Annotated in this window: 14 protein-coding genes and 1 CRISPR repeat array (1 of these 15 cut by a window edge); of the genes, 6 read left to right on the forward strand and 8 right to left on the reverse strand. The window is 47.3% G+C overall.

Features of this window, described 5'->3' with window-relative positions:
* The first annotated feature begins 14 nt into the window (after window positions 1–14).
* The 3 genes from choW (at window position 15) to M3I01_RS13040 (ending at window position 3890) form a co-directional block, all read left to right on the forward strand.
* Entirely contained in the window at window positions 15–860 is an 846-nt protein-coding gene (gene choW, locus M3I01_RS13030) for a choline ABC transporter permease subunit (RefSeq protein ID WP_112137063.1), read from the forward strand.
* Window positions 861–863: 3 nt separating this feature from the next.
* Window positions 864–2054 (forward strand): choline ABC transporter ATP-binding protein, encoded by a 1191-nt coding sequence (gene choV, locus M3I01_RS13035; protein ID WP_255896314.1) that lies wholly within the window; start codon window positions 864–866, stop codon window positions 2052–2054.
* 552 nt (window positions 2055–2606) lie between these two features.
* Window positions 2607–3890 carry an MFS transporter gene (locus M3I01_RS13040; RefSeq protein WP_255896315.1) on the forward strand — a complete coding sequence of 428 codons (1284 nt, stop codon included), beginning with the start codon at window positions 2607–2609 and terminating at the stop codon, window positions 3888–3890.
* 50 nt (window positions 3891–3940) lie between these two features.
* Here M3I01_RS13040 and M3I01_RS13045 read toward each other — a convergent pair whose 3' ends face one another.
* On the reverse strand, window positions 3941–4549 hold the full coding sequence (locus M3I01_RS13045) for a LysE/ArgO family amino acid transporter (protein WP_255896316.1): 609 nt from the start codon (window positions 4547–4549) through the stop codon (window positions 3941–3943).
* A 113-nt stretch (window positions 4550–4662) separates the two neighbouring features.
* On the opposite strand from M3I01_RS13045, the gene M3I01_RS13050 reads away from it, so the two are divergent.
* Entirely contained in the window at window positions 4663–5541 is an 879-nt protein-coding gene (locus M3I01_RS13050) for an ArgP/LysG family DNA-binding transcriptional regulator (protein ID WP_255896317.1), read from the forward strand.
* An 81-nt stretch (window positions 5542–5622) separates the two neighbouring features.
* Window positions 5623–6459 (forward strand): UTP--glucose-1-phosphate uridylyltransferase GalU, encoded by an 837-nt coding sequence (galU, locus tag M3I01_RS13055; RefSeq protein ID WP_255896318.1) that lies wholly within the window; start codon window positions 5623–5625, stop codon window positions 6457–6459.
* 59 nt (window positions 6460–6518) lie between these two features.
* Here the strand turns inward: galU and M3I01_RS13060 are convergent, their stop codons facing one another.
* Window positions 6519–7466, reverse strand: coding sequence for an AEC family transporter (locus M3I01_RS13060; RefSeq protein ID WP_255896319.1), 948 nt, complete (start codon window positions 7464–7466; stop codon window positions 6519–6521).
* 49 nt (window positions 7467–7515) lie between these two features.
* Window positions 7516–8424, reverse strand: a complete 909-nt coding sequence (locus M3I01_RS13065; RefSeq protein ID WP_255896320.1) for a LysR substrate-binding domain-containing protein — start codon at window positions 8422–8424, stop codon at window positions 7516–7518.
* 132 nt (window positions 8425–8556) lie between these two features.
* Between M3I01_RS13065 and M3I01_RS13070 the strand changes: the two genes are divergently transcribed.
* Window positions 8557–9255, forward strand: a complete 699-nt coding sequence (locus M3I01_RS13070) for a pirin family protein (RefSeq protein ID WP_255896322.1) — start codon at window positions 8557–8559, stop codon at window positions 9253–9255.
* Window positions 9256–9907: 652 nt separating this feature from the next.
* Here the strand turns inward: M3I01_RS13070 and M3I01_RS13075 are convergent.
* The 5 genes from M3I01_RS13075 to M3I01_RS13095 form a co-directional block, all read right to left on the reverse strand.
* Complete coding sequence (locus tag M3I01_RS13075) at window positions 9908–10189, reverse strand: hypothetical protein (protein WP_255896323.1); 282 nt, start codon at window positions 10187–10189, stop codon at window positions 9908–9910.
* Window positions 10190–10284: 95 nt separating this feature from the next.
* A complete protein-coding gene (locus tag M3I01_RS13080) occupies window positions 10285–10650 on the reverse strand; it encodes a DUF2778 domain-containing protein (protein WP_255896324.1) in 366 nt (121 codons plus the stop codon).
* 130 nt (window positions 10651–10780) lie between these two features.
* Window positions 10781–11029, reverse strand: a complete 249-nt coding sequence (locus M3I01_RS13085) for a hypothetical protein (protein ID WP_255896325.1) — start codon at window positions 11027–11029, stop codon at window positions 10781–10783.
* A 126-nt stretch (window positions 11030–11155) separates the two neighbouring features.
* Window positions 11156–11398 carry a hypothetical protein gene (locus tag M3I01_RS13090; RefSeq protein ID WP_275565115.1) on the reverse strand — a complete coding sequence of 81 codons (243 nt, stop codon included), beginning with the start codon at window positions 11396–11398 and terminating at the stop codon, window positions 11156–11158.
* Window positions 11395–11616: a hypothetical protein gene (locus tag M3I01_RS13095; protein WP_275565116.1), complete on the reverse strand. Its 222-nt coding sequence runs from the start codon at window positions 11614–11616 to the stop codon at window positions 11395–11397. Before M3I01_RS13095 ends, M3I01_RS13090 begins: the two co-directional genes overlap by 4 nt.
* A 283-nt stretch (window positions 11617–11899) precedes the next feature.
* Window positions 11900–18428: direct repeats of the CRISPR family, unit length 28 nt; unit sequence TTTCTAAGCCGCCTGTTCGGCGGTGAAG (it continues 1664 nt past the right edge of the window).

The raw sequence follows: 18428 nt of genomic DNA on the forward strand, positions 1-18428 counted from the left end.
GGGAGAACACACATATGAATTGGCTGACGGATAATAAAATTCCTCTTGGCGCTTGGATGGAAAGCTTTGTCGACTGGCTGGTTACTGCGGCTTCCGGATTTTTCGATCTAGTCTCCATTACCTTAGAGACCATGATTATCACTATGGTCGACGGGATTGAATGGCTCCACCCCTTTGCTGTTATCGGCATTATTTTGGTCGGTGTTTGGTTTCTACACCGCAGCATTGGTTTGCTCGCTTTTATAACCGCGGCGCTATTACTGATTATCAATATGGGTTATTGGGTAGAAACGATTCAAACCCTAGTATTAGTTGTCTCAGCAACCACCATTAGTGTATTGATTGGCGTGCCCATTGGTATTGCGGCGGCTCACCGACCTTGGTTATACACTATATTACGTCCCATTTTGGATTTGATGCAGACCATCCCCACCTTTGTGTATCTCATCCCGACTCTTATTCTATTCGGCTTAGGCTACGTGCCTGGTTTGATTTCCACTATTATCTTTGCCATTGCAGCGCCGATACGGTTGACCTATTTGGGGGTCAGCAAAGTACCAAGTGAATTAATTGAAGCCGGCCTAGCCTTTGGTTGCACTAAATCAAAATTGTTGTACAAAGTTGAACTACCAGCCGCGATGCCCAACATCATGGCAGGTGTGACGCAATGTATCATGCTGTCATTATCCATGGTGGTTATCGCCGCGTTGGTTGGTGCCGATGGTCTAGGGAAGCCGGTTGTCAGAGCATTGAACACGGTAAATATTTCTCAAGGTTTTGAAGCGGGTATCGCCATTGTCTTAGTTGCGATCATGCTAGACCGTATTTGTAAATCACCATCAGCGAAGAAAGAGGGGTAATTTATGGCTGTTGTAACAATTGAAAACGTCGACATTGTCTTTGGTGACAATCTGGCGCAAACGCTCCCTCTTATGGACAAAGGTCATAGTCGTGACGAAATCATTGGCATGACAGGCGATGTGGTTGGCGTACAAAACGCCAACATTGAAGTCAACGAAGGTGAAATCTGTGTTCTGATGGGTTTATCAGGATCAGGCAAGTCCACCCTACTGCGCGCAATCAATGGTTTGAATAAAATTGCCCGTGGACGCTGTCTTGTAAGAGACGGTGACGCCATGGTTGATATCGCCGAGTGTGACAACGCCAAATTACGTCATATGCGAACCCACCGTGTTTCTATGGTATTTCAAAGCTTTGCCTTGATGCCTTGGCTAACTGTGCTAGAAAATGTGGCTTTCGGTCTAGAAATGCAAGGCATGCCAAAAACAGAACGCCTTATTAAAGCGCGTGAACAACTAAAAATGGTAAGTCTTGATAAATGGGCAGACAAAAAACCAGATGAACTGTCCGGCGGCATGCGCCAACGTGTTGGCTTAGCCCGCGCTTTTGCAATGGACACCGATGTGTTGCTAATGGACGAGCCTTTCTCTGCGCTTGACCCTCTTATTCGATCTCAATTGCAAGACGAACTCATTGAACTGCAAAAGCGTCTTAACAAAACCATTATCTTCGTTAGTCACGACCTGGATGAGGCACTCAAGATCGGTACCAAGATCGCCATCATGGAATCGGCTAGAATCATTCAAGAAGATGCTCCTGAGCAGATTGTTCTAAACCCTGCAACGGAATACGTTGAAAAGTTTGTCGCGCACACCAACCCTCTAAACGTCCTACGTGGCAATTCCTTGATGACGCCTATCAAAGAATTAGCTTGTACAGACGACAAAATCATAATAGATGACACAATTTGGCTTAACATAAAAGAAGGTAAATTGATCTCAGTTCAGGGACCACAGGGCGAAATGCCTATCGTGCGATGGACGCCAGGCATGATCATTGAAAATGTGCCAGACAACACGGTCTTTATCACACCTTCCTCAATCGCCATGCGAGATGCGGTAGAAATTCGTTACCACTCAAACCATGTCATTGTGCTTGAGAAAAACGAGCAGTGTGTTGGAATTTTAAACGACCATAACTTCTACCATGCACTTTTAGGCAAAAATTTTGGTCGAGATACCGAAACGACTTAATCGAAACAGATAGAACAAATCCGTTCGTATCATAAAAGACAAAAAGGCGAATCTGCAAAGGTTTGCCTTTTTTATTATTACCATACTCTATGCAATCATTGAGCGAGATAAACATAGGTGAATCAAAAAATTCACCTTCTCAAAAAAACCACTACCCATTTCATCAGGGGGTAGATTAAATATCGCTTTGTTCTAGCGCCTCTCGAGCAGTAAAAGCCTGCTCTTGAGTAAATTACTGACTATAATTAAAACAACAACCTTGACATTCATCACCATAAGGAAAGAATTCCTTATTACAGTGCCTCGGTTAAAAGCGCTAAACTAGGTCATAATTTAACACTTTTTAACCGCCGATATAGAGACTCCATTGCACCCTAAAAATGGTGTTTTTATTTGCTCTTTTTTAAGTCTCGATTAGTGATTGCATTCAAAAATTCAATCGGTATAGTCTGCCGAAATAATGATCAACCAAACCCATTAGATAATTTATCTTTTACCACATAACCTTATTTAAAATACATAACCAGCTCACTCGCGTAAAAAGGACAATGAATGTTAAAGCAAACCCTGTTTCCCATCTGGAGTCTGCTCTTTGGTATTGCCATCTTAACCATGGCCAGTGCCTTACAAAGCTCGTTAATAGGTATTCGTGCGTCAATCGAATCCTTTAATACGACGGCGACAGGTTTAATCATGTCCGCCTACTATCTTGGTTTTATTATCGGCTCCCTTTTGGTGCCGAATTGGGTCAAGAATGTGGGTCATATTCGGGTGTTTGCCGCCGTTGCGTCCTTGGCTTCTATCACCATTCTTATGCAGTCTGTTGTGGTCAATCCATGGTTCTGGATGTTAATGCGAATGGGCACAGGTTTGTGTTATGCCGGTTTGTTTATTGTCACCGAAAGCTGGCTAAACGACATTGCCACCAATAAAACCCGTGGTCGTTTATTTTCTATTTATATTATCGAGATTTGGGCCAGTCAAACGTTAGGCCAATTCTTACTAAACCTCTCTCCGCCTAGTGGTTATGGTCTGTTTATCTTGACGTCTGTACTTATCTCGTTGGCGCTGGTGCCATTATTGCTGGTGCGTACACCATCGCCGACGATTAATGTCCCTGAAAAACTCAATATCCTTGGATTAATGAAAACCGCGCCGCTCGGTGTTACGGGCGTGACCATAGCGGGTGTGACCTCGGGGGCCTTGCTGGGCCTAGGCGCTCTCTATGCCAAGAGCATCGGCATGAACATCGCCGAAATCTCACTTTTTATCGGTGCCAGTTACGTCGGTGGTATGATGTTGCAATGGCCGATAGGCAAACTTTCGGACCGCCAAGATCGTCGAGTAACCATTCTTTGGGTGAGTATTGTTGGCGCCATATCGGCATTTATCGTTCCGCTTGGCGGCAGTCTTAATAGTCAAGTATTAATGATGATAGGCATGTTTGCTGTGGGGGCATTTACTTTCCCTATGTATTCTTTGGCGTCTTCTCACATGAACGACCAATTGCGTCCTGAGCAAATTCTTTCTGCCAGTAGCGGTATGATCCTACTGAATGGTGTCGGCGGCATGATTGGCCCGCTTGCCGCCGCGGCACTCATGGATACGATTCGCTTCGATGCTTTATTTTGGTTTGTTGCGGCGCTCAATGCATCCGTAGCGATGGTGGCGTTGTATCGAATCAACTACCAGCCTGCCATGGTGATCGAAGACCAAGGGGATCAAATACCAGTGGCGCTCACCGTGTCTTCCGTGGCGACCGCAGAGATGCTTACCGAGGCAGATTCGTCAACGCCACACGACGAAAAAAGCCACGAGGTGGAAATCAAACTATAATGACGTTCTGCTGAAAGGCATTCAATCTAATCAGCCAACACAACCCTTATTCATGACAAGGGTTGTGTTGCAATTTTAAGCGCAATACTCAACACCAAAATCGCATTAATACGGTTAAACCAACGCCAAAATGCCGCTTTTTCTAACCATTTAGCACAGAGCTTTCCAACCAACGCCAACGTTAAGAACCACACCATAGAAGCAAACACACCACCAAACACGAACTCCCATTTAGCGCCTTGCCATTGATTCGCCAAGCTGCCCATTAAGATCATAGTATCTAAGTAAAAATGCGGATTGAGCCAAGTCACAGCGAAACCCATTAAAAAAAGTGGCCACAACGCAAGACGTTTACTGAACTGTTCTAAAATCAAATGCTCTTCTTGAAAAGACGCTCGTAATTTTCCATAAGCAAACCAAACCAAAAAAGCCACGCCAGCCCAGCGAGAAAACGATAATAGCCAGTCGTGACTCTGTAAAATTAACCCTAATCCAAACGCACCAAGCGCAATGGATAAGGCATCACTCACAATAAACAGTAAGGCAATGGGAAACGCATAATGCCGCTTCAACGCTTGCTCTAATAAAAAGCTGTTCTGTGCGCCCACCGCCACAATCAAACCACCGCCCGTAATCGCACCACTTAGAAATGCCAACATGCCTTGTCTCAACTCTGTCTTTTAAATAGAACTTGATCTTACGGCAGGCAAACATTAAATTAAAATTAATTAAACTAAAACTACATTAGATTTTCTTATGAAAAAAAGACGTAATGCTAGATTATAAAGCACTGACCAGTTTGCATGCGGTTTTGAAGTTTCAAAGTTTCGACAAAGCAGCTCAATTTTTAAACCTCACGCAATCTGCGGTATCGCAGAACATCAAACGTCTCGAACAAGAATGCGGCCGTCCTTTGCTTATTCGTGCAAGACCTGTCGTTGCCACACCGCTTGGCGAACAACTGCTAGCACATTTCAACAAGGTCACTATGCTCGAAGAAGGCTTAAAAGAGGCCATTCAAGGTAATCAGGCAACTCAACCCATCAGCATTGCGGTCAACAACGACGCGCTAGCCACTTGGTTTACCGAAGTAGTCAGTCAGTTTTCTGCAACAGATTCTACCAAGCTGCATATCAAAGCCGCCGATCAAAACCAAACTCGTGCCTTATTGCAAACAGGGCAAGTGGTTGCGTGTTTGAGTCAAATAGGCACACCTGTTGCTGGAGGCGGCTCCGTGTTCCTCGGCTATATGAATTATGAGTTGGTGGCGACGCCAGGGTTTATTGAAGAGTATTTAAAAGGAGATTTGAGTGCGGAATCCATCTTACAATCACCCGCTCTAATTTATGACGAACACGACGAACTCTGGACCCGCTATCAGGACGAATGCCTAAAAACCAAAGCGGATTTGAGAAACAGCCACTGGTATCCCTCCTCACATGGCTTTGTTGAGTTGGTAATGGGTGGCACAGTCTGTGCTTTAATTCCTAGTGTTCAGATTAAAGAGAAAATAAAAAGCAAGAAACTGGTATCCTTGCTTCCAAACAAGCGCCTAGCCTTGCCACTTTATTGGCATTGGTACAAACTTAACTCTCCTGTATTGGATCGGTTAACAAAGGTGGTAATCACTGTCACACGAGATGTTTTATAATGAAACCCTCTACCTAAACAGGCTGGCTACGTCGTACTTTTTTGGACCGCCATTTAACAAAGCCATTTTTAAGGAAAAATTATGATTCGCAAATGTCTATTCCCCGTTGCTGGTTATGGCACACGTTTTTTGCCCGCCACAAAATCCATGCCCAAAGAAATGCTTCCTATCGTGAACAAACCTTTGGTTCAATACGGGGTAGAAGAAGCGGTCAAAGCCGGTTTGGACAACGTTACTTTTGTTACCGGTCGTGGTAAACGTGCCATTGCTGACCATTTCGATATCAGCTACGAGCTTGAGCATCAAATCGCTGGCACCAATAAAGAAAAATACCTAGATGAAATTCGTTACCTAATCGATAACGTTAACTTTTCTTTTACTCGTCAAAACAACATGTTAGGCCTTGGTCATGCAATTCTGACAGGCGAGCCACTTATTGGTGATGAAGCCTTTGGTGTTGTACTGGCAGACGACCTATGCTTCGGTGAAGACGACGGCGTAATGGCGCAAATGGTTAAACTTTATAACCAATTCCGTTGCACCATTGTGGCAATTGAAGAAGTACCTGAAGACGAAGTTCACAAATACGGCGTCATAAAAGGCGAATCCATGGTGGACGGCCTTTACCGTGTAACGGACATGGTAGAAAAACCATCGAAAGAAGAAGCACCATCGAATCTTGCCATTATCGGGCGATACATATTAACCCCTGATATCTTTGACAAAATCCGTAATACGCCAGCAGGCCGTAACGGTGAAGTTCAAATCACCGACGCCATTTTGCAACAAGCAAAAGAAGGTTGTGTGTTGGCGTACAAATTCAAAGGTAAACGCTTTGACTGTGGCAGCGTAGACGGCTTTGTTGAAGCCACCAACTACTGCTACCAGAATATCTACAAAGACCCAACAGAAGCGTAAAAAACGCACAAAAATAGAGCATAAAAACACCAGTGCACAATCACTGGTGTTTTTTATCTTCAATTCAAATACATCAGACTTAACCAAATACTGATCGGTAGCGTCAAAATTGACAACAAGGTTTGCATCGTAATATATGCCGCCATTCGGTCTGCATCACCGCCCAATTGACGGGCCAGCGCGTACGCCGACGTCGCCGTTGGCACCACCCCAAATAACACCGCCACCAACGCTGGCAAGCCTCGAACATCCAACCACCAGCACATCACGCCAATCACCAAAGGAAAAACGATAAAACGAGCCACAGAAGACATCACAAACGTCATGCCAACAGAACGAATCGCCTCTAAACGTACACTCGCCCCCACCGCCAACAAAACCAAAGGCAACGCAGCCTGAGACAACATCCCCACCACATCCGACACCAAAATAATCGGTGTTAAACCAAGCAAATTCAAACCACTACCAAGAAGAATCGACACAATCAAAGGGTTACGAATCAAAGCGCCGCTGACCAAACGCGGTAACGAAACTGAAGACGTACCATCCGCAGAGGACGGTCCATGCATCAGCACCATAGACACCACCAAAAACACATTAATAGAAGGGATCAATACAGACGCCCCCAACGCCGCCAATACCAAGCCATCATCACCGTACACACTGCCCGCCAATGCCAACACAATAAAAGTATTAAAGCGCACTCCGGCTTGCAACATAGACGACGCCGTTGGCGCAACCACCTTCATTAGCCAAGTGGTAATGAACACAAACAAAGCCGTCACCATCAACGCAAACAAAAGAATAAACGCATACTTAGGCAACATCGGATTCGTAAAATCAATCTGTGACGTTTTATTAAACAACAAAGCGGGAAACAACACCCAATACGACAGCTTATCGACACCAGACCAAAAACCTTCCATCGGAAAACGCCAACGCTGGCAGACAGCACCCGCCACCAAAAGCAAAAAAACAGGTAATACAGAAAGTGAGAGAGAAAACACACATACTCCTTAAAATACAATGACAGGGATTACCGAAAAGAATAAAGCATCACACTGAAACGGGAATCAACTGCCAATCTTGCTTAATCAGCTGTTCCACAAACCACGATAACCCACGACCAGGGCTGTCCTTACGCCACGCTAAATACGCCATCTGATTTGGCCTTGGCAACGCACACTGGCGCAACACCAAGCGACCAGAATTTAGCTCATCCACAATACGATGTTTAGGCAAATAACCAACCCCAAAGCCCAAACATTGAGCCTCAATTTTACTGCGCATCGTGTCCACCCTGAGCACCTGACGACTCTCAAAAATACCACTATTACGAGCCGGCAAAATTTTTGAACTATCTGCGACCACAATCGCCGGATATTGACGCAACTGCGGCGCTGTAATCGTCCCCTCGGTCAACGCCAGAGGGTGCGTCGGTGACACAGCAAAGACAAACTCCAACTCGCCAATCGCACGAATATGCACATTGCCTTTGGGTAACTCGCCTGTCACACCAATCACTAAATCGGCTCTATCGTCTTGTAATGCGTCCCAACCACCGCCAACCGCTTCTTCTGACAAACTCAACTCAACCGGTCTATTCTGCAATAAAAAATCACCAACGACCGACATCAAAGGCGACTCTAATAACACTGTATCGCGCGCGATTCTTAGCTTAGGTTCCCAGCCTGACTCAAATTGCTTGATTGAATCCTCTAACCGCATCGCCGCTTCTAAGATCGCTCTGCCTTGCTCCAATACCAAATGACCCGCTGGCGTTAATACCGATTTTTGGCGCGATCGATCAAATAGAGCAACGCCTAAATCTTCTTCCAGCTTCTTCACCGTATAAGTCAATGCAGACGGCACTTTAAACAGAGCGTCGGCGGCAGCGGCAAAACTGCCTAATTGATGGATTGCTTCCAACACTCGTAATGCTTCTAATGTCACCGCGTACGCCATACACCAACCTTTGTTCAATTTTTTTGAAATACTAACTCAAAAGCTTCCGATTTTCTTTCTTTTTATTGCCATCTACACTTGCCTTATTCACCGTAAGCCACCGTCGCTTGCGGCCAATTTAGGAGAAGCATTATGATCACTATTCGCAACGCTCAAGACCGTGGACAAGCAAACTTTGGCTGGTTAAACAGCCACCATACCTTTTCCTTTGGCAGCTACTACGACTCTCAACACATGGGCTTCTCACACCTACGCGTCATCAACGACGATACCGTCACACCCGGCGCAGGTTTTGAAACTCACGGTCACAAAGACATGGAAATTCTTAGCCTAGTGTTAGAAGGTAACATCGCCCATAAAGACAGCACAGGAAACATAAAAGAACTGCCCGCTGGCGAATACCAACTCATGTCGGCTGGCAAAGGCGTTTACCACAGCGAATTTAATGCCTCTAAAAAAGACATGCTTAAATTTTTGCAAATTTGGATACAGCCAAATCAACTTGGTGGGCAACCAAGCTACCAACAACAAGCGTTTAGCCAAGAACAAGGCTTCACCATCATCATCACACCAGATGGCAAAAATGGCACACTGCACATTAAACAAGACATGCAGCTAATCCAACTCATCCTAGAGGATGAACAACAAGCAACATGGCAAGCAGACAACAACCGCCATTACTATGTACATGTCATTGAAGGAGAGCTATCGCTAAGTAACGGCATCACCATAGGTCAAGGCGACGGGGCGAAAATAGAAAACGTATCAGAAATTAACTTCGAAAGACTAAGCGAGCAACGCGTCAAAGCCCTACTGTTTGACTTGGTGTAAACACCAAGCTCAACCCATTGGATGGTAAAAAAACGTAGGGCAGCATGAGGGAGGCACGACCGTAACCTGCCACAGCGGCCTTTACGCCAAACACTAACCCATCGAATTCGATGGGTTTAAAAATCTCTAAGCCTATACGGCGGTGAACCATCCCATTCACCGCTCTCGCGTCCCTTACCGTCATCCCCGCGAAGGAGAGTGTCGCTAAACGAATTTCGTCGATTTTGTAGGTCAGATGAACCGAGGTACGAAGGTGTGATCTGACGGTTAACGGTATACATAACGGTTGAAAACGTACGTGTTGTTGGCTTCTTTGCTAAGCCGCGTGCCCGGCGGCGAACGACTTCCGTCGATTTTGTAGGTCAGATGAACCGAGGAACGAAGATGTGATCTGACGGTTAACGGTATATATAACGGTTGAAACGTACGTGTTGTTGGCTTCTTTCTAAGCCGCCTATTCGGCGGTTAATCCCCACGTGTGTGGGGAACGGTCTTAGTGTAGACGATTGTTTTATAAAAAAAACTTCCTTGCAGAAAAATTCACCAAGATTTTTGCTGTTTTTTAGTTTTTGAAAGAAAACTAACTCATTGATTTATAAAGTTGATTCAACTTCCAACAAAAGGGAAATACCCTACTAACTTTTTAAGGCAGTTAGTTATTCTTCGATGATTTCTTCATGCTGGAATTCGATTTCACCAGTTTAAACCACGCCACAACTAATAAAGAAACCACCGACACGATAAGAAAAGACAGGATCAGCAGATAATAAACTGTTATGTCTTCAACCGCCGTATCGGCAGGTAGCATCTCTCTGACCAATCTCCCTACCCATTCGGGGAATTCTGGGAAGTAGTCGAGGTTTCTCGACCAAAAGAACGCGTATAGCAACGTTGCGCAGACAATCCAAACCAAAAATAAGCTGACTTTTTTCATGAAACAATCACTTTGCCGTAGGTTTTCATATCTGTTTCAGGAATTTGTTCTAAGGTTGTATCCAAAAGCATGGAGCGAATAAGGTTAAAATCACTCTATTTATCAATGGTGATACACCCCTTACTAATCCCCCTCCCTACTTTGGGATGTAAACGAAACTGCCCACGCTTAACCGCTTCACAAAAGGTCTCGTCATCAATGTTGTCATCCTCTGCATAAAGAGCAAACCAATCATCCTTTTGAGCAATCAAGTCATAAAGCCACCCGAGGCTGCCTCCTGATTCTCGATCTACTATGTAATACGTTCCCGGTGAAATTGGGCCTAAATCGGGCACGCACGCCGCGATAAGCTTATTAACATTTGTTTCTAAACCAGAAAAGGCAGGGAAGGCTTTTCGAGACTCTGTTACAACAAGATAACTCATTGGCTCATTATTGAGTTTAAAAGAGAAATTTAGCATCTTTAGTCTCAAGTCCGTTTAATTGTGGTCATTCAGTATACACAGTGAGACAAATTTGCATTAATAAAGTATCGTAAATAATAAGCAAGAAAGTGTAGATCAAGCACACTGAACCTAACATGCACCACCCTTACTCAGCGCCTGACGCTTGTTTTAGTTGCTCTAGTTTGGCCTCGCAAGATTGTTTGGTGAGGGCTTGGAGTTTTTCCACTTCGGAGCTCAGCCAGTCCAATTCTTCTTCGGTGATTTCGTAGTGCATGGAGTAGCCGGCTTCGACGTAGGCACGTTTAAGGCGCTGAGTCGCACGACGTGGGCGTTTGCAATTTTTCGGGAAGATGGTGGCAAAGGCAGGATCAATCTGCACACAGAGAGAACGCAATTACAGAATATTATGAGTTCGGGGTAACTAATTGGTATGCACCAGCAACACAGGAAAAGAAATGTTCCGTGGCTTGATGCAGTTCGAATGCCACATGACGTAGCATTTTGTCATTCATGGCATATTTCATTGGTCTAAAAATCCAAATGCATTTTCAAATCCACGCAAAAAGTAATCACTTGCTACTTTTAGCTGCTCTTCAGCTGATAATCGCCCCGGCGCGGGTAATTCCCTTAGATCATAGGAGTACAGCTCGATGCCTTGCTCGCGAAGGTCTTTAAAGAAATACGCACTCTGACTCAAAGAGCCGCACACTTCATCCCATGCATGCAAGATCAAGCCTAACGGAGAGGCTACCTTGCGCATCACTCGATCATCCACCGCATTCCATACTGCGTTTTTTCTAAGCCGCGTATTCGGCGGTGAAGCATCCCATTCACCGCTCTCGCGTCCCTTACCGTCATTCCCGCGAAGGAGAGTGTCGCTAAACGACTTCCGTCGATTTTGTAGGTCAGATGAACCGAGGAACGAAGGTGTGATCTGACGGTTAACGGTATACATAACGGTTGAAAACGTACGTGATGCATACCAATACCCTCACGGCATTACCTTTAAAAAAAGAGCCGATTAGCTAATAATTCCATACAAAAAACCATATAAATCAACCAATTTAAGGTGGAATTAATTGAGGGCGAAGAAGCAATCTGTCACACGCCTGATCACGGTCGTACCTCCCTCATCAGGCCTACAAAACTTATCCAACCTTCGCCGACTACCTTTAGCGACAACCTCGAAGGCGGGAATCTATTGAAACTAAGCCGCGTGCTCGGTGGCGAACTCGATAATCGAATCAGCAGCCGTTTTTCTTGTTTTCTAAGCCGCGTGCTCGGCGGCGAACTAATTCGTTGACCAATATAGGCGTAACCCGTCTTTCTAAGCCGCGTATTCGGCGGTGAAGCATATTACGCAGCAATTTTTGCTTTGTACTCATTTCTAAGCCGCCTATTCGGCGGTGAACTCCCCCGCATTTGTCGCATGGGCAGCGCCGTGTTTCTAAGCCGCGTATTCGGCGGTGAAGATTTCTTTGGAAAGTCGTGACCAAGTTTTTCTTTTCTAAGCCGCCTGTTCGGCGGTGAAAATCTAGTGCCGTTGCAATTGTTAAAGCTACTATTTCTAAGCCGCCTGTTCGGCGGTGAAGAGACGTGCGGATAAAATCGAGAAAGCGGATAATTTCTAAGCCGCCTGTTCGGCGGTGGAGATATAAATCGGTCTTTGATAGAAAAGGTGGTTTTTCTAAGCCGCCTGTTCGGCGGTGGAGACGCCACTTATTTAAACCGGACGGCCTTACTTTTTCTAAGCCGCCTGTTCGGCGGTGGAGAGCCAGAAGAAAAACGCATTAAAAAAAAGGCCTTTCTAAGCCGCCTGTTCGGCGGTGGAGGCGTGACCAATAACCATATTTGAAATGTAGACTTTCTAAGCCGCCTGTTCGGCGGTGGAGGTCTGGGACAGTCAATCAATCAAAGCGTGGTTTTTCTAAGCCGCCTGTTCGGCGGTGGAGGTATTTACCTATAACAAACCATCCTTTCCATATTTCTAAGCCGCCTGTTCGGCGGTGGAGGAACCACTACCTGCTTCCCGTTTCGGTTTTTTTTTCTAAGCCGCCTGTTCGGCGGTGGAGGCTTGACCTAATTGCTCTATGTTGGTGTTACTTTTCTAAGCCGCCTGTTCGGCGGTGGAGGATATGCCGACGGGTGTTGATTCACCTGTTGTTTTCTAAGCCGCCTGTTCGGCGGTGGAGATTGCTTTTTCGCCTGTCGAGTCCACCATTCTTTTCTAAGCCGCCTGTTCGGCGGTGGAGATAACGAGGCTTTTGTAAATGGCGTACCCTCTTTTCTAAGCCGCCTGTTCGGCGGTGGAGAGACGAGCGGATAAGATCGCAAAACTTGATAATTTCTAAGCCGCCTGTTCGGCGGTGGAGTCTGAGTGGGTTTTTCTTGTTGTGCGGGAGCTTTTCTAAGCCGCCTGTTCGGCGGTGGAGTATTTTTGACGTTCCGCGCCGTTCGCTTGGTTTTTCTAAGCCGCCTGTTCGGCGGTGGAGAAGGTAATAGAGGGAACGGGGTTCCTGTTGTTTTTCTAAGCCGCCTGTTCGGCGGTGGAGCTTAATAGCGTCACGTTCTGCGGTTGTTAGTGTTTCTAAGCCGCCTGTTCGGCGGTGGAGTACCATGTGAGCCGTTTGACGTCGCGGCGCATTTTCTAAGCCGCCTGTTCGGCGGTGGAGAAGGTGAAGGCGGCAGCGGAGCTGGTGCGGAATTTCTAAGCCGCCTGTTCGGCGGTGGAGTGACTGGAAAACAGTGGTGTCTGTTGGCGTTGTTTCTAAGCCGCCTGTTCGGCGGTGGAGTAGCGGCTAAAATCGGATGAAACATTTTTTCGTTTCTAAGCCGCCTGTTCGGCGGTGGAGCTCTAAGGTGCTTAATTTTGTTTCGTGCCGAATTTCTAAGCCGCCTGTTCGGCGGTGGAGTTAATGGAAGGGCGAGCATAGACGAGCGCCTATTTCTAAGCCGCCTGTTCGGCGGTGGAGTAAATTATTTTTACTATCGAGCGAGAAAGAGTTTTCTAAGCCGCCTGTTCGGCGGTGGAGTATTCAGATTATGAAACCTTGTGTAGCCGTGATTTCTAAGCCGCCTGTTCGGCGGTGGAGGCCAAGCAAAACAAATGACGCGCTCTATCATGTTTCTAAGCCGCCTGTTCGGCGGTGGAGAAAACCTACACGCTAATTACTCACAACACATTTTTCTAAGCCGCCTGTTCGGCGGTGGAGGTCATTGTTTAGATCCAAATTGCCAGCTTGACTTTCTAAGCCGCCTGTTCGGCGGTGGAGACGCTGAGGTTATGGCGTGGCGCTCTAATACTTTTCTAAGCCGCCTGTTCGGCGGTGGAGGACAAGCTATAAAGATCGTCTGCCTGCTCTTTTTTCTAAGCCGCCTGTTCGGCGATGGAGCATCTGGACTCACTCTAATACAAAATGCTGTTTTTCTAAGCCGCCTGTTCGGCGGTGGAGATAACATGGCGCAAGGCGTTTTGAATCAAAGCTTTCTAAGCCGCCTGTTCGGCGGTGGAGATGAATGGTCATCAGGTGATAGTTATGCTGTTTTTCTAAGCCGCCTGTTCGGCGGTGGAGCGCATGGTTTCATCAGAACGTAATAAACCCACTTTCTAAGCCGCCTGTTCGGCGGTGGAGAGTTAATGGCATTATACCCATGGCGCCGTGTTTTTCTAAGCCGCCTGTTCGGCGGTGGAGCCGAAGCTGGCGGCAATGACGTTGTTGGGGGTTTTCTAAGCCGCCTGTTCGGCGGTGGAGTGTGTCTTAATACATGCGTTTTCTGTCCTTTGTTTCTAAGCCGCCTGTTCGGCGGTGGAGGAGTACGACAGCTACATATAATACTGATGAATTTTCTAAGCCGCCTGTTCGGCGGTGGAGTTGCTGCGATTGGCGGGTTCGCTATCAGTTTGTTTCTAAGCCGCCTGTTCGGCGGTGGAGGAATCGTGGGTTGTCTGTGTAGTTTATTTTGCTTTCTAAGCCGCCTGTTCGGCGGTGGAGATTTAGGGCTGCCATGGCAACTTGCAGCTTCGCTTTCTAAGCCGCCTGTTCGGCGGTGGAGTTTACAGGCGATGTTAGCGTAATGCTGATTAATTTCTAAGCCGCCTGTTCGGCGGTGGAGAAGCCGTCAGTGCGGTACTGAATCAAGCTCAGTTTCTAAGCCGCCTGTTCGGCGGTGGAGTCCGAAGGCCGTATACGGATCGCCGCCGGACTTTTCTAAGCCGCCTGTTCGGCGGTGGAGTCTGCAAGCGATGATAATTGCATACGCGAGCTTTTCTAAGCCGCCTGTTCGGCGGTGGAGGTAGAGCGCGCAAAGCTGTTCAGGAGTGGCAATTTCTAAGCCGCCTGTTCGGCGGTGGAGATAGAAGCTGGCGCGGCGGCGCTGATTCCTCTTTTCTAAGCCGCCTGTTCGGCGGTGGAGAAGAAGACCCAGTTTATTACGAGTATGTGGACTTTCTAAGCCGCCTGTTCGGCGGTGGAGATGTGGAAACCAGAATTGGCGAGATTTTAGGATTTCTAAGCCGCCTGTTCGGCGGTGGAGGCGCTCTTTGCGAAATCAATAACTGACATTCATTTCTAAGCCGCCTGTTCGGCGGTGGAGAATTGAGCGGGTCAAGCGCGCCCATTTTCGCATTTCTAAGCCGCCTGTTCGGCGGTGGAGAAATATTGCACGGTGTAAATGATGAATGGTCTGTTTCTAAGCCGCCTGTTCGGCGGTGGAGTCTTCGAGGCTTCATGTGACAAACACGACGAATTTCTAAGCCGCCTGTTCGGCGGTGGAGCAAAAGACCGCTTTGGTCTTGTTACGATTCGCTTTCTAAGCCGCCTGTTCGGCGGTGGAGTACAAGGGGCTGCATTAGCCCCTTAGTTTCTATTTCTAAGCCGCCTGTTCGGCGGTGGAGCAGGATCAAGAGTCAGTAAGTTTTTTGATTTTGTTTCTAAGCCGCCTGTTCGGCGGTGGAGTATCAATTTGATCTGAATCGGTTGTGACGGCTTTTCTAAGCCGCCTGTTCGGCGGTGGAGCAAGATGTAGCAACGAAAGCCGCATTCTCAGGTTTCTAAGCCGCCTGTTCGGCGGTGGAGGTGTTTTAGTGTCTTTTGATGTTCTAGCCATTTTTCTAAGCCGCCTGTTCGGCGGTGGAGATGCTGGCTCCTTATGCGACTTTCGCGCGTTTTTTCTAAGCCGCCTGTTCGGCGGTGGAGGATATGCGCCCAAGTAAAAGGCGGTCATTTTGTTTCTAAGCCGCCTGTTCGGCGGTGGAGAAAGGAACCACTATGGCGTGGTTGCGTCATGTTTTCTAAGCCGCCTGTTCGGCGGTGAAGGACACTAGAAAGCGCATTAACCGTATATCCGATTTCTAAGCCGCCTGTTCGGCGGTGAAGAAGCCATTGTAAAGCTAGAAGCGTTTGTAAATTTTCTAAGCCGCCTGTTCGGCGGTGAAGGTGAAGAGTGTGAGTTCGACTGCACCGCGATATTTCTAAGCCGCCTGTTCGGCGGTGAAGCGGACGCAGGAACAAAAGCTCTTGTGCTGGCGTTTCTAAGCCGCCTGTTCGGCGGTGAAGCTGTCAGTGTTACTAAAGAAGTAGCTCAAACATTTCTAAGCCGCCTGTTCGGCGGTGAAGCATCTGGACTCACTCTAATGCAATATGCTGTTTTTCTAAGCCGCCTGTTCGGCGGTGAAGACTCATGAACGGGTTTTAGCGTGTCTATTGTATTTTCTAAGCCGCCTGTTCGGCGGTGAAGTAAATTGGTAATACATTAGCGTTACTTTGTTTTTTCTAAGCCGCCTGTTCGGCGGTGAAGTGATTTAAGCTGACTTTTGATTCAATTGTGTTTTTCTAAGCCGCCTGTTCGGCGGTGAAGTCTCCATTACATGACGCTGACATTCTATGAGTTTTCTAAGCCGCCTGTTCGGCGGTGAAGACGGAATTCGGCGCGTTGAGTGAAGCGATGGATTTCTAAGCCGCCTGTTCGGCGGTGAAGACAGAACTTTCAAAAGCATTACGAGCGTTGTGTTTCTAAGCCGCCTGTTCGGCGGTGAAGAGGCGCTAAAAGACGCAACGGAGGGCGCTACTTTTCTAAGCCGCCTGTTCGGCGGTGAAGCGAAAGAATGCGACAGCCTTCGAGGCATGTATTTTCTAAGCCGCCTGTTCGGCGGTGAAGGTTGGGCAATGCGGACAAAAAGGCGTCGTTCGTTTCTAAGCCGCCTGTTCGGCGGTGAAGCTGAATGTAGTAGCCATACGAGCCAATGGCGCGTTTCTAAGCCGCCTGTTCGGCGGTGAAGCAACCCTTGTTGATAGTTGGGTTATCCCAAAATTTCTAAGCCGCCTGTTCGGCGGTGAAGCTACTAGAGCTCTAAATCCTGCCTCGGTCATTTTTCTAAGCCGCCTGTTCGGCGGTGAAGATATCTGGTTGCCATATATACAAATCTGATCATTTCTAAGCCGCCTGTTCGGCGGTGAAGTAAACAGGTACTCCCACAAATTCACGCCCGATTTTCTAAGCCGCCTGTTCGGCGGTGAAGTGTACTAAAAACGCTTTCCGATAAATACCCACTTTCTAAGCCGCCTGTTCGGCGGTGAAGATTGGTGTTGATGAAGCAAGCCAAGAGCTATTTTTCTAAGCCGCCTGTTCGGCGGTGAAGGGATCGATGTGTCAAAGGGTAACAAAGGCTACTTTCTAAGCCGCCTGTTCGGCGGTGAAGTTTCTTTCCCGTTCGCTCTCCTGCCATCACTTTTTCTAAGCCGCCTGTTCGGCGGTGAAGTAAGAGAATCGAAATTAATCGACTCATGAACGTTTCTAAGCCGCCTGTTCGGCGGTGAAGTTATAATGTTCGCCCTTCTTAAAAGGGTTTGTTTTCTAAGCCGCCTGTTCGGCGGTGAAGAATCACTTAAACCACTTTACGAAGAAAAAGACTTTCTAAGCCGCCTGTTCGGCGGTGAAGACCCCTCATCAATGTAGAACCCGCCAGCGTCATTTCTAAGCCGCCTGTTCGGCGGTGAAGATTACGACGGTGTTGAATTTAACATTCCTCTTTTTCTAAGCCGCCTGTTCGGCGGTGAAGAACACGCTGACGCCCAACCATTTTGCGCTGATTTTCTAAGCCGCCTGTTCGGCGGTGAAGAAGAAATAATGGCAATAAATGCGGTTTACAATTTTCTAAGCCGCCTGTTCGGCGGTGAAGATTATTTGTTCGCGGCTAAGATAAGTTTTCTCTTTCTAAGCCGCCTGTTCGGCGGTGAAGCTCTGACGATAGCGACGGCATTAGATAGCAAATTTCTAAGCCGCCTGTTCGGCGGTGAAGATATTAGCCCCTATCCTAAAATCAATCCAATTTTTCTAAGCCGCCTGTTCGGCGGTGAAGCTACTAGAGCTCTAAATCCTGCCTCGGTCATTTTTCTAAGCCGCCTGTTCGGCGGTGAAGGCGGCTACTAGCGTAACCGACGCGGCCGATCATTTCTAAGCCGCCTGTTCGGCGGTGAAGTCCAAACGCTGTATACGGATCGCCGCCAGATTTTTCTAAGCCGCCTGTTCGGCGGTGAAGAAGAGATCCTCGGAAACGACCGAGCTAGGTGATTTCTAAGCCGCCTGTTCGGCGGTGAAGGGATCGGCAATGCCAGACACCGCAACGGGATCTTTCTAAGCCGCCTGTTCGGCGGTGAAGTCTATTCTCGACAGCAATACAGTAATAGCAGCTTTCTAAGCCGCCTGTTCGGCGGTGAAGATGACAACGTCAGACCAAGGAAACCAGCCGCTTTTCTAAGCCGCCTGTTCGGCGGTGAAGTTGGTGGTTTTGCTAT

Origin of the sequence: Marinomonas maritima, assembly GCF_024435075.2 — a bacterium.
Classification (GTDB): Bacteria; Pseudomonadota; Gammaproteobacteria; order Pseudomonadales; family Marinomonadaceae; genus Marinomonas; species Marinomonas maritima.

What these genes read in the sequence shown, in the direction of transcription:
- M3I01_RS13050 (WP_255896317.1), top strand. Translation starts at nt 4,663, where the DNA reads ATGCTAGATTATAAAGCACTGACCAGTTTGCATGCGGTTTTGAAGTTT.
- choV (WP_255896314.1), top strand. Translation starts at nt 864, where the DNA reads ATGGCTGTTGTAACAATTGAAAACGTCGACATTGTCTTTGGTGACAAT.
- M3I01_RS13075 (WP_255896323.1), bottom strand. Translation starts at nt 10,189, where the DNA reads ATGAAAAAAGTCAGCTTATTTTTGGTTTGGATTGTCTGCGCAACGTTG.
- galU (WP_255896318.1), top strand. Translation starts at nt 5,623, where the DNA reads ATGATTCGCAAATGTCTATTCCCCGTTGCTGGTTATGGCACACGTTTT.
- M3I01_RS13095 (WP_275565116.1), bottom strand. Translation starts at nt 11,616, where the DNA reads ATGCATCACGTACGTTTTCAACCGTTATGTATACCGTTAACCGTCAGA.
- M3I01_RS13065 (WP_255896320.1), bottom strand. Translation starts at nt 8,424, where the DNA reads ATGGCGTACGCGGTGACATTAGAAGCATTACGAGTGTTGGAAGCAATC.
- M3I01_RS13070 (WP_255896322.1), top strand. Translation starts at nt 8,557, where the DNA reads ATGATCACTATTCGCAACGCTCAAGACCGTGGACAAGCAAACTTTGGC.
- M3I01_RS13040 (WP_255896315.1), top strand. Translation starts at nt 2,607, where the DNA reads ATGTTAAAGCAAACCCTGTTTCCCATCTGGAGTCTGCTCTTTGGTATT.
- M3I01_RS13080 (WP_255896324.1), bottom strand. Translation starts at nt 10,650, where the DNA reads ATGCTAAATTTCTCTTTTAAACTCAATAATGAGCCAATGAGTTATCTT.
- choW (WP_112137063.1), top strand. Translation starts at nt 15, where the DNA reads ATGAATTGGCTGACGGATAATAAAATTCCTCTTGGCGCTTGGATGGAA.
- M3I01_RS13045 (WP_255896316.1), bottom strand. Translation starts at nt 4,549, where the DNA reads ATGTTGGCATTTCTAAGTGGTGCGATTACGGGCGGTGGTTTGATTGTG.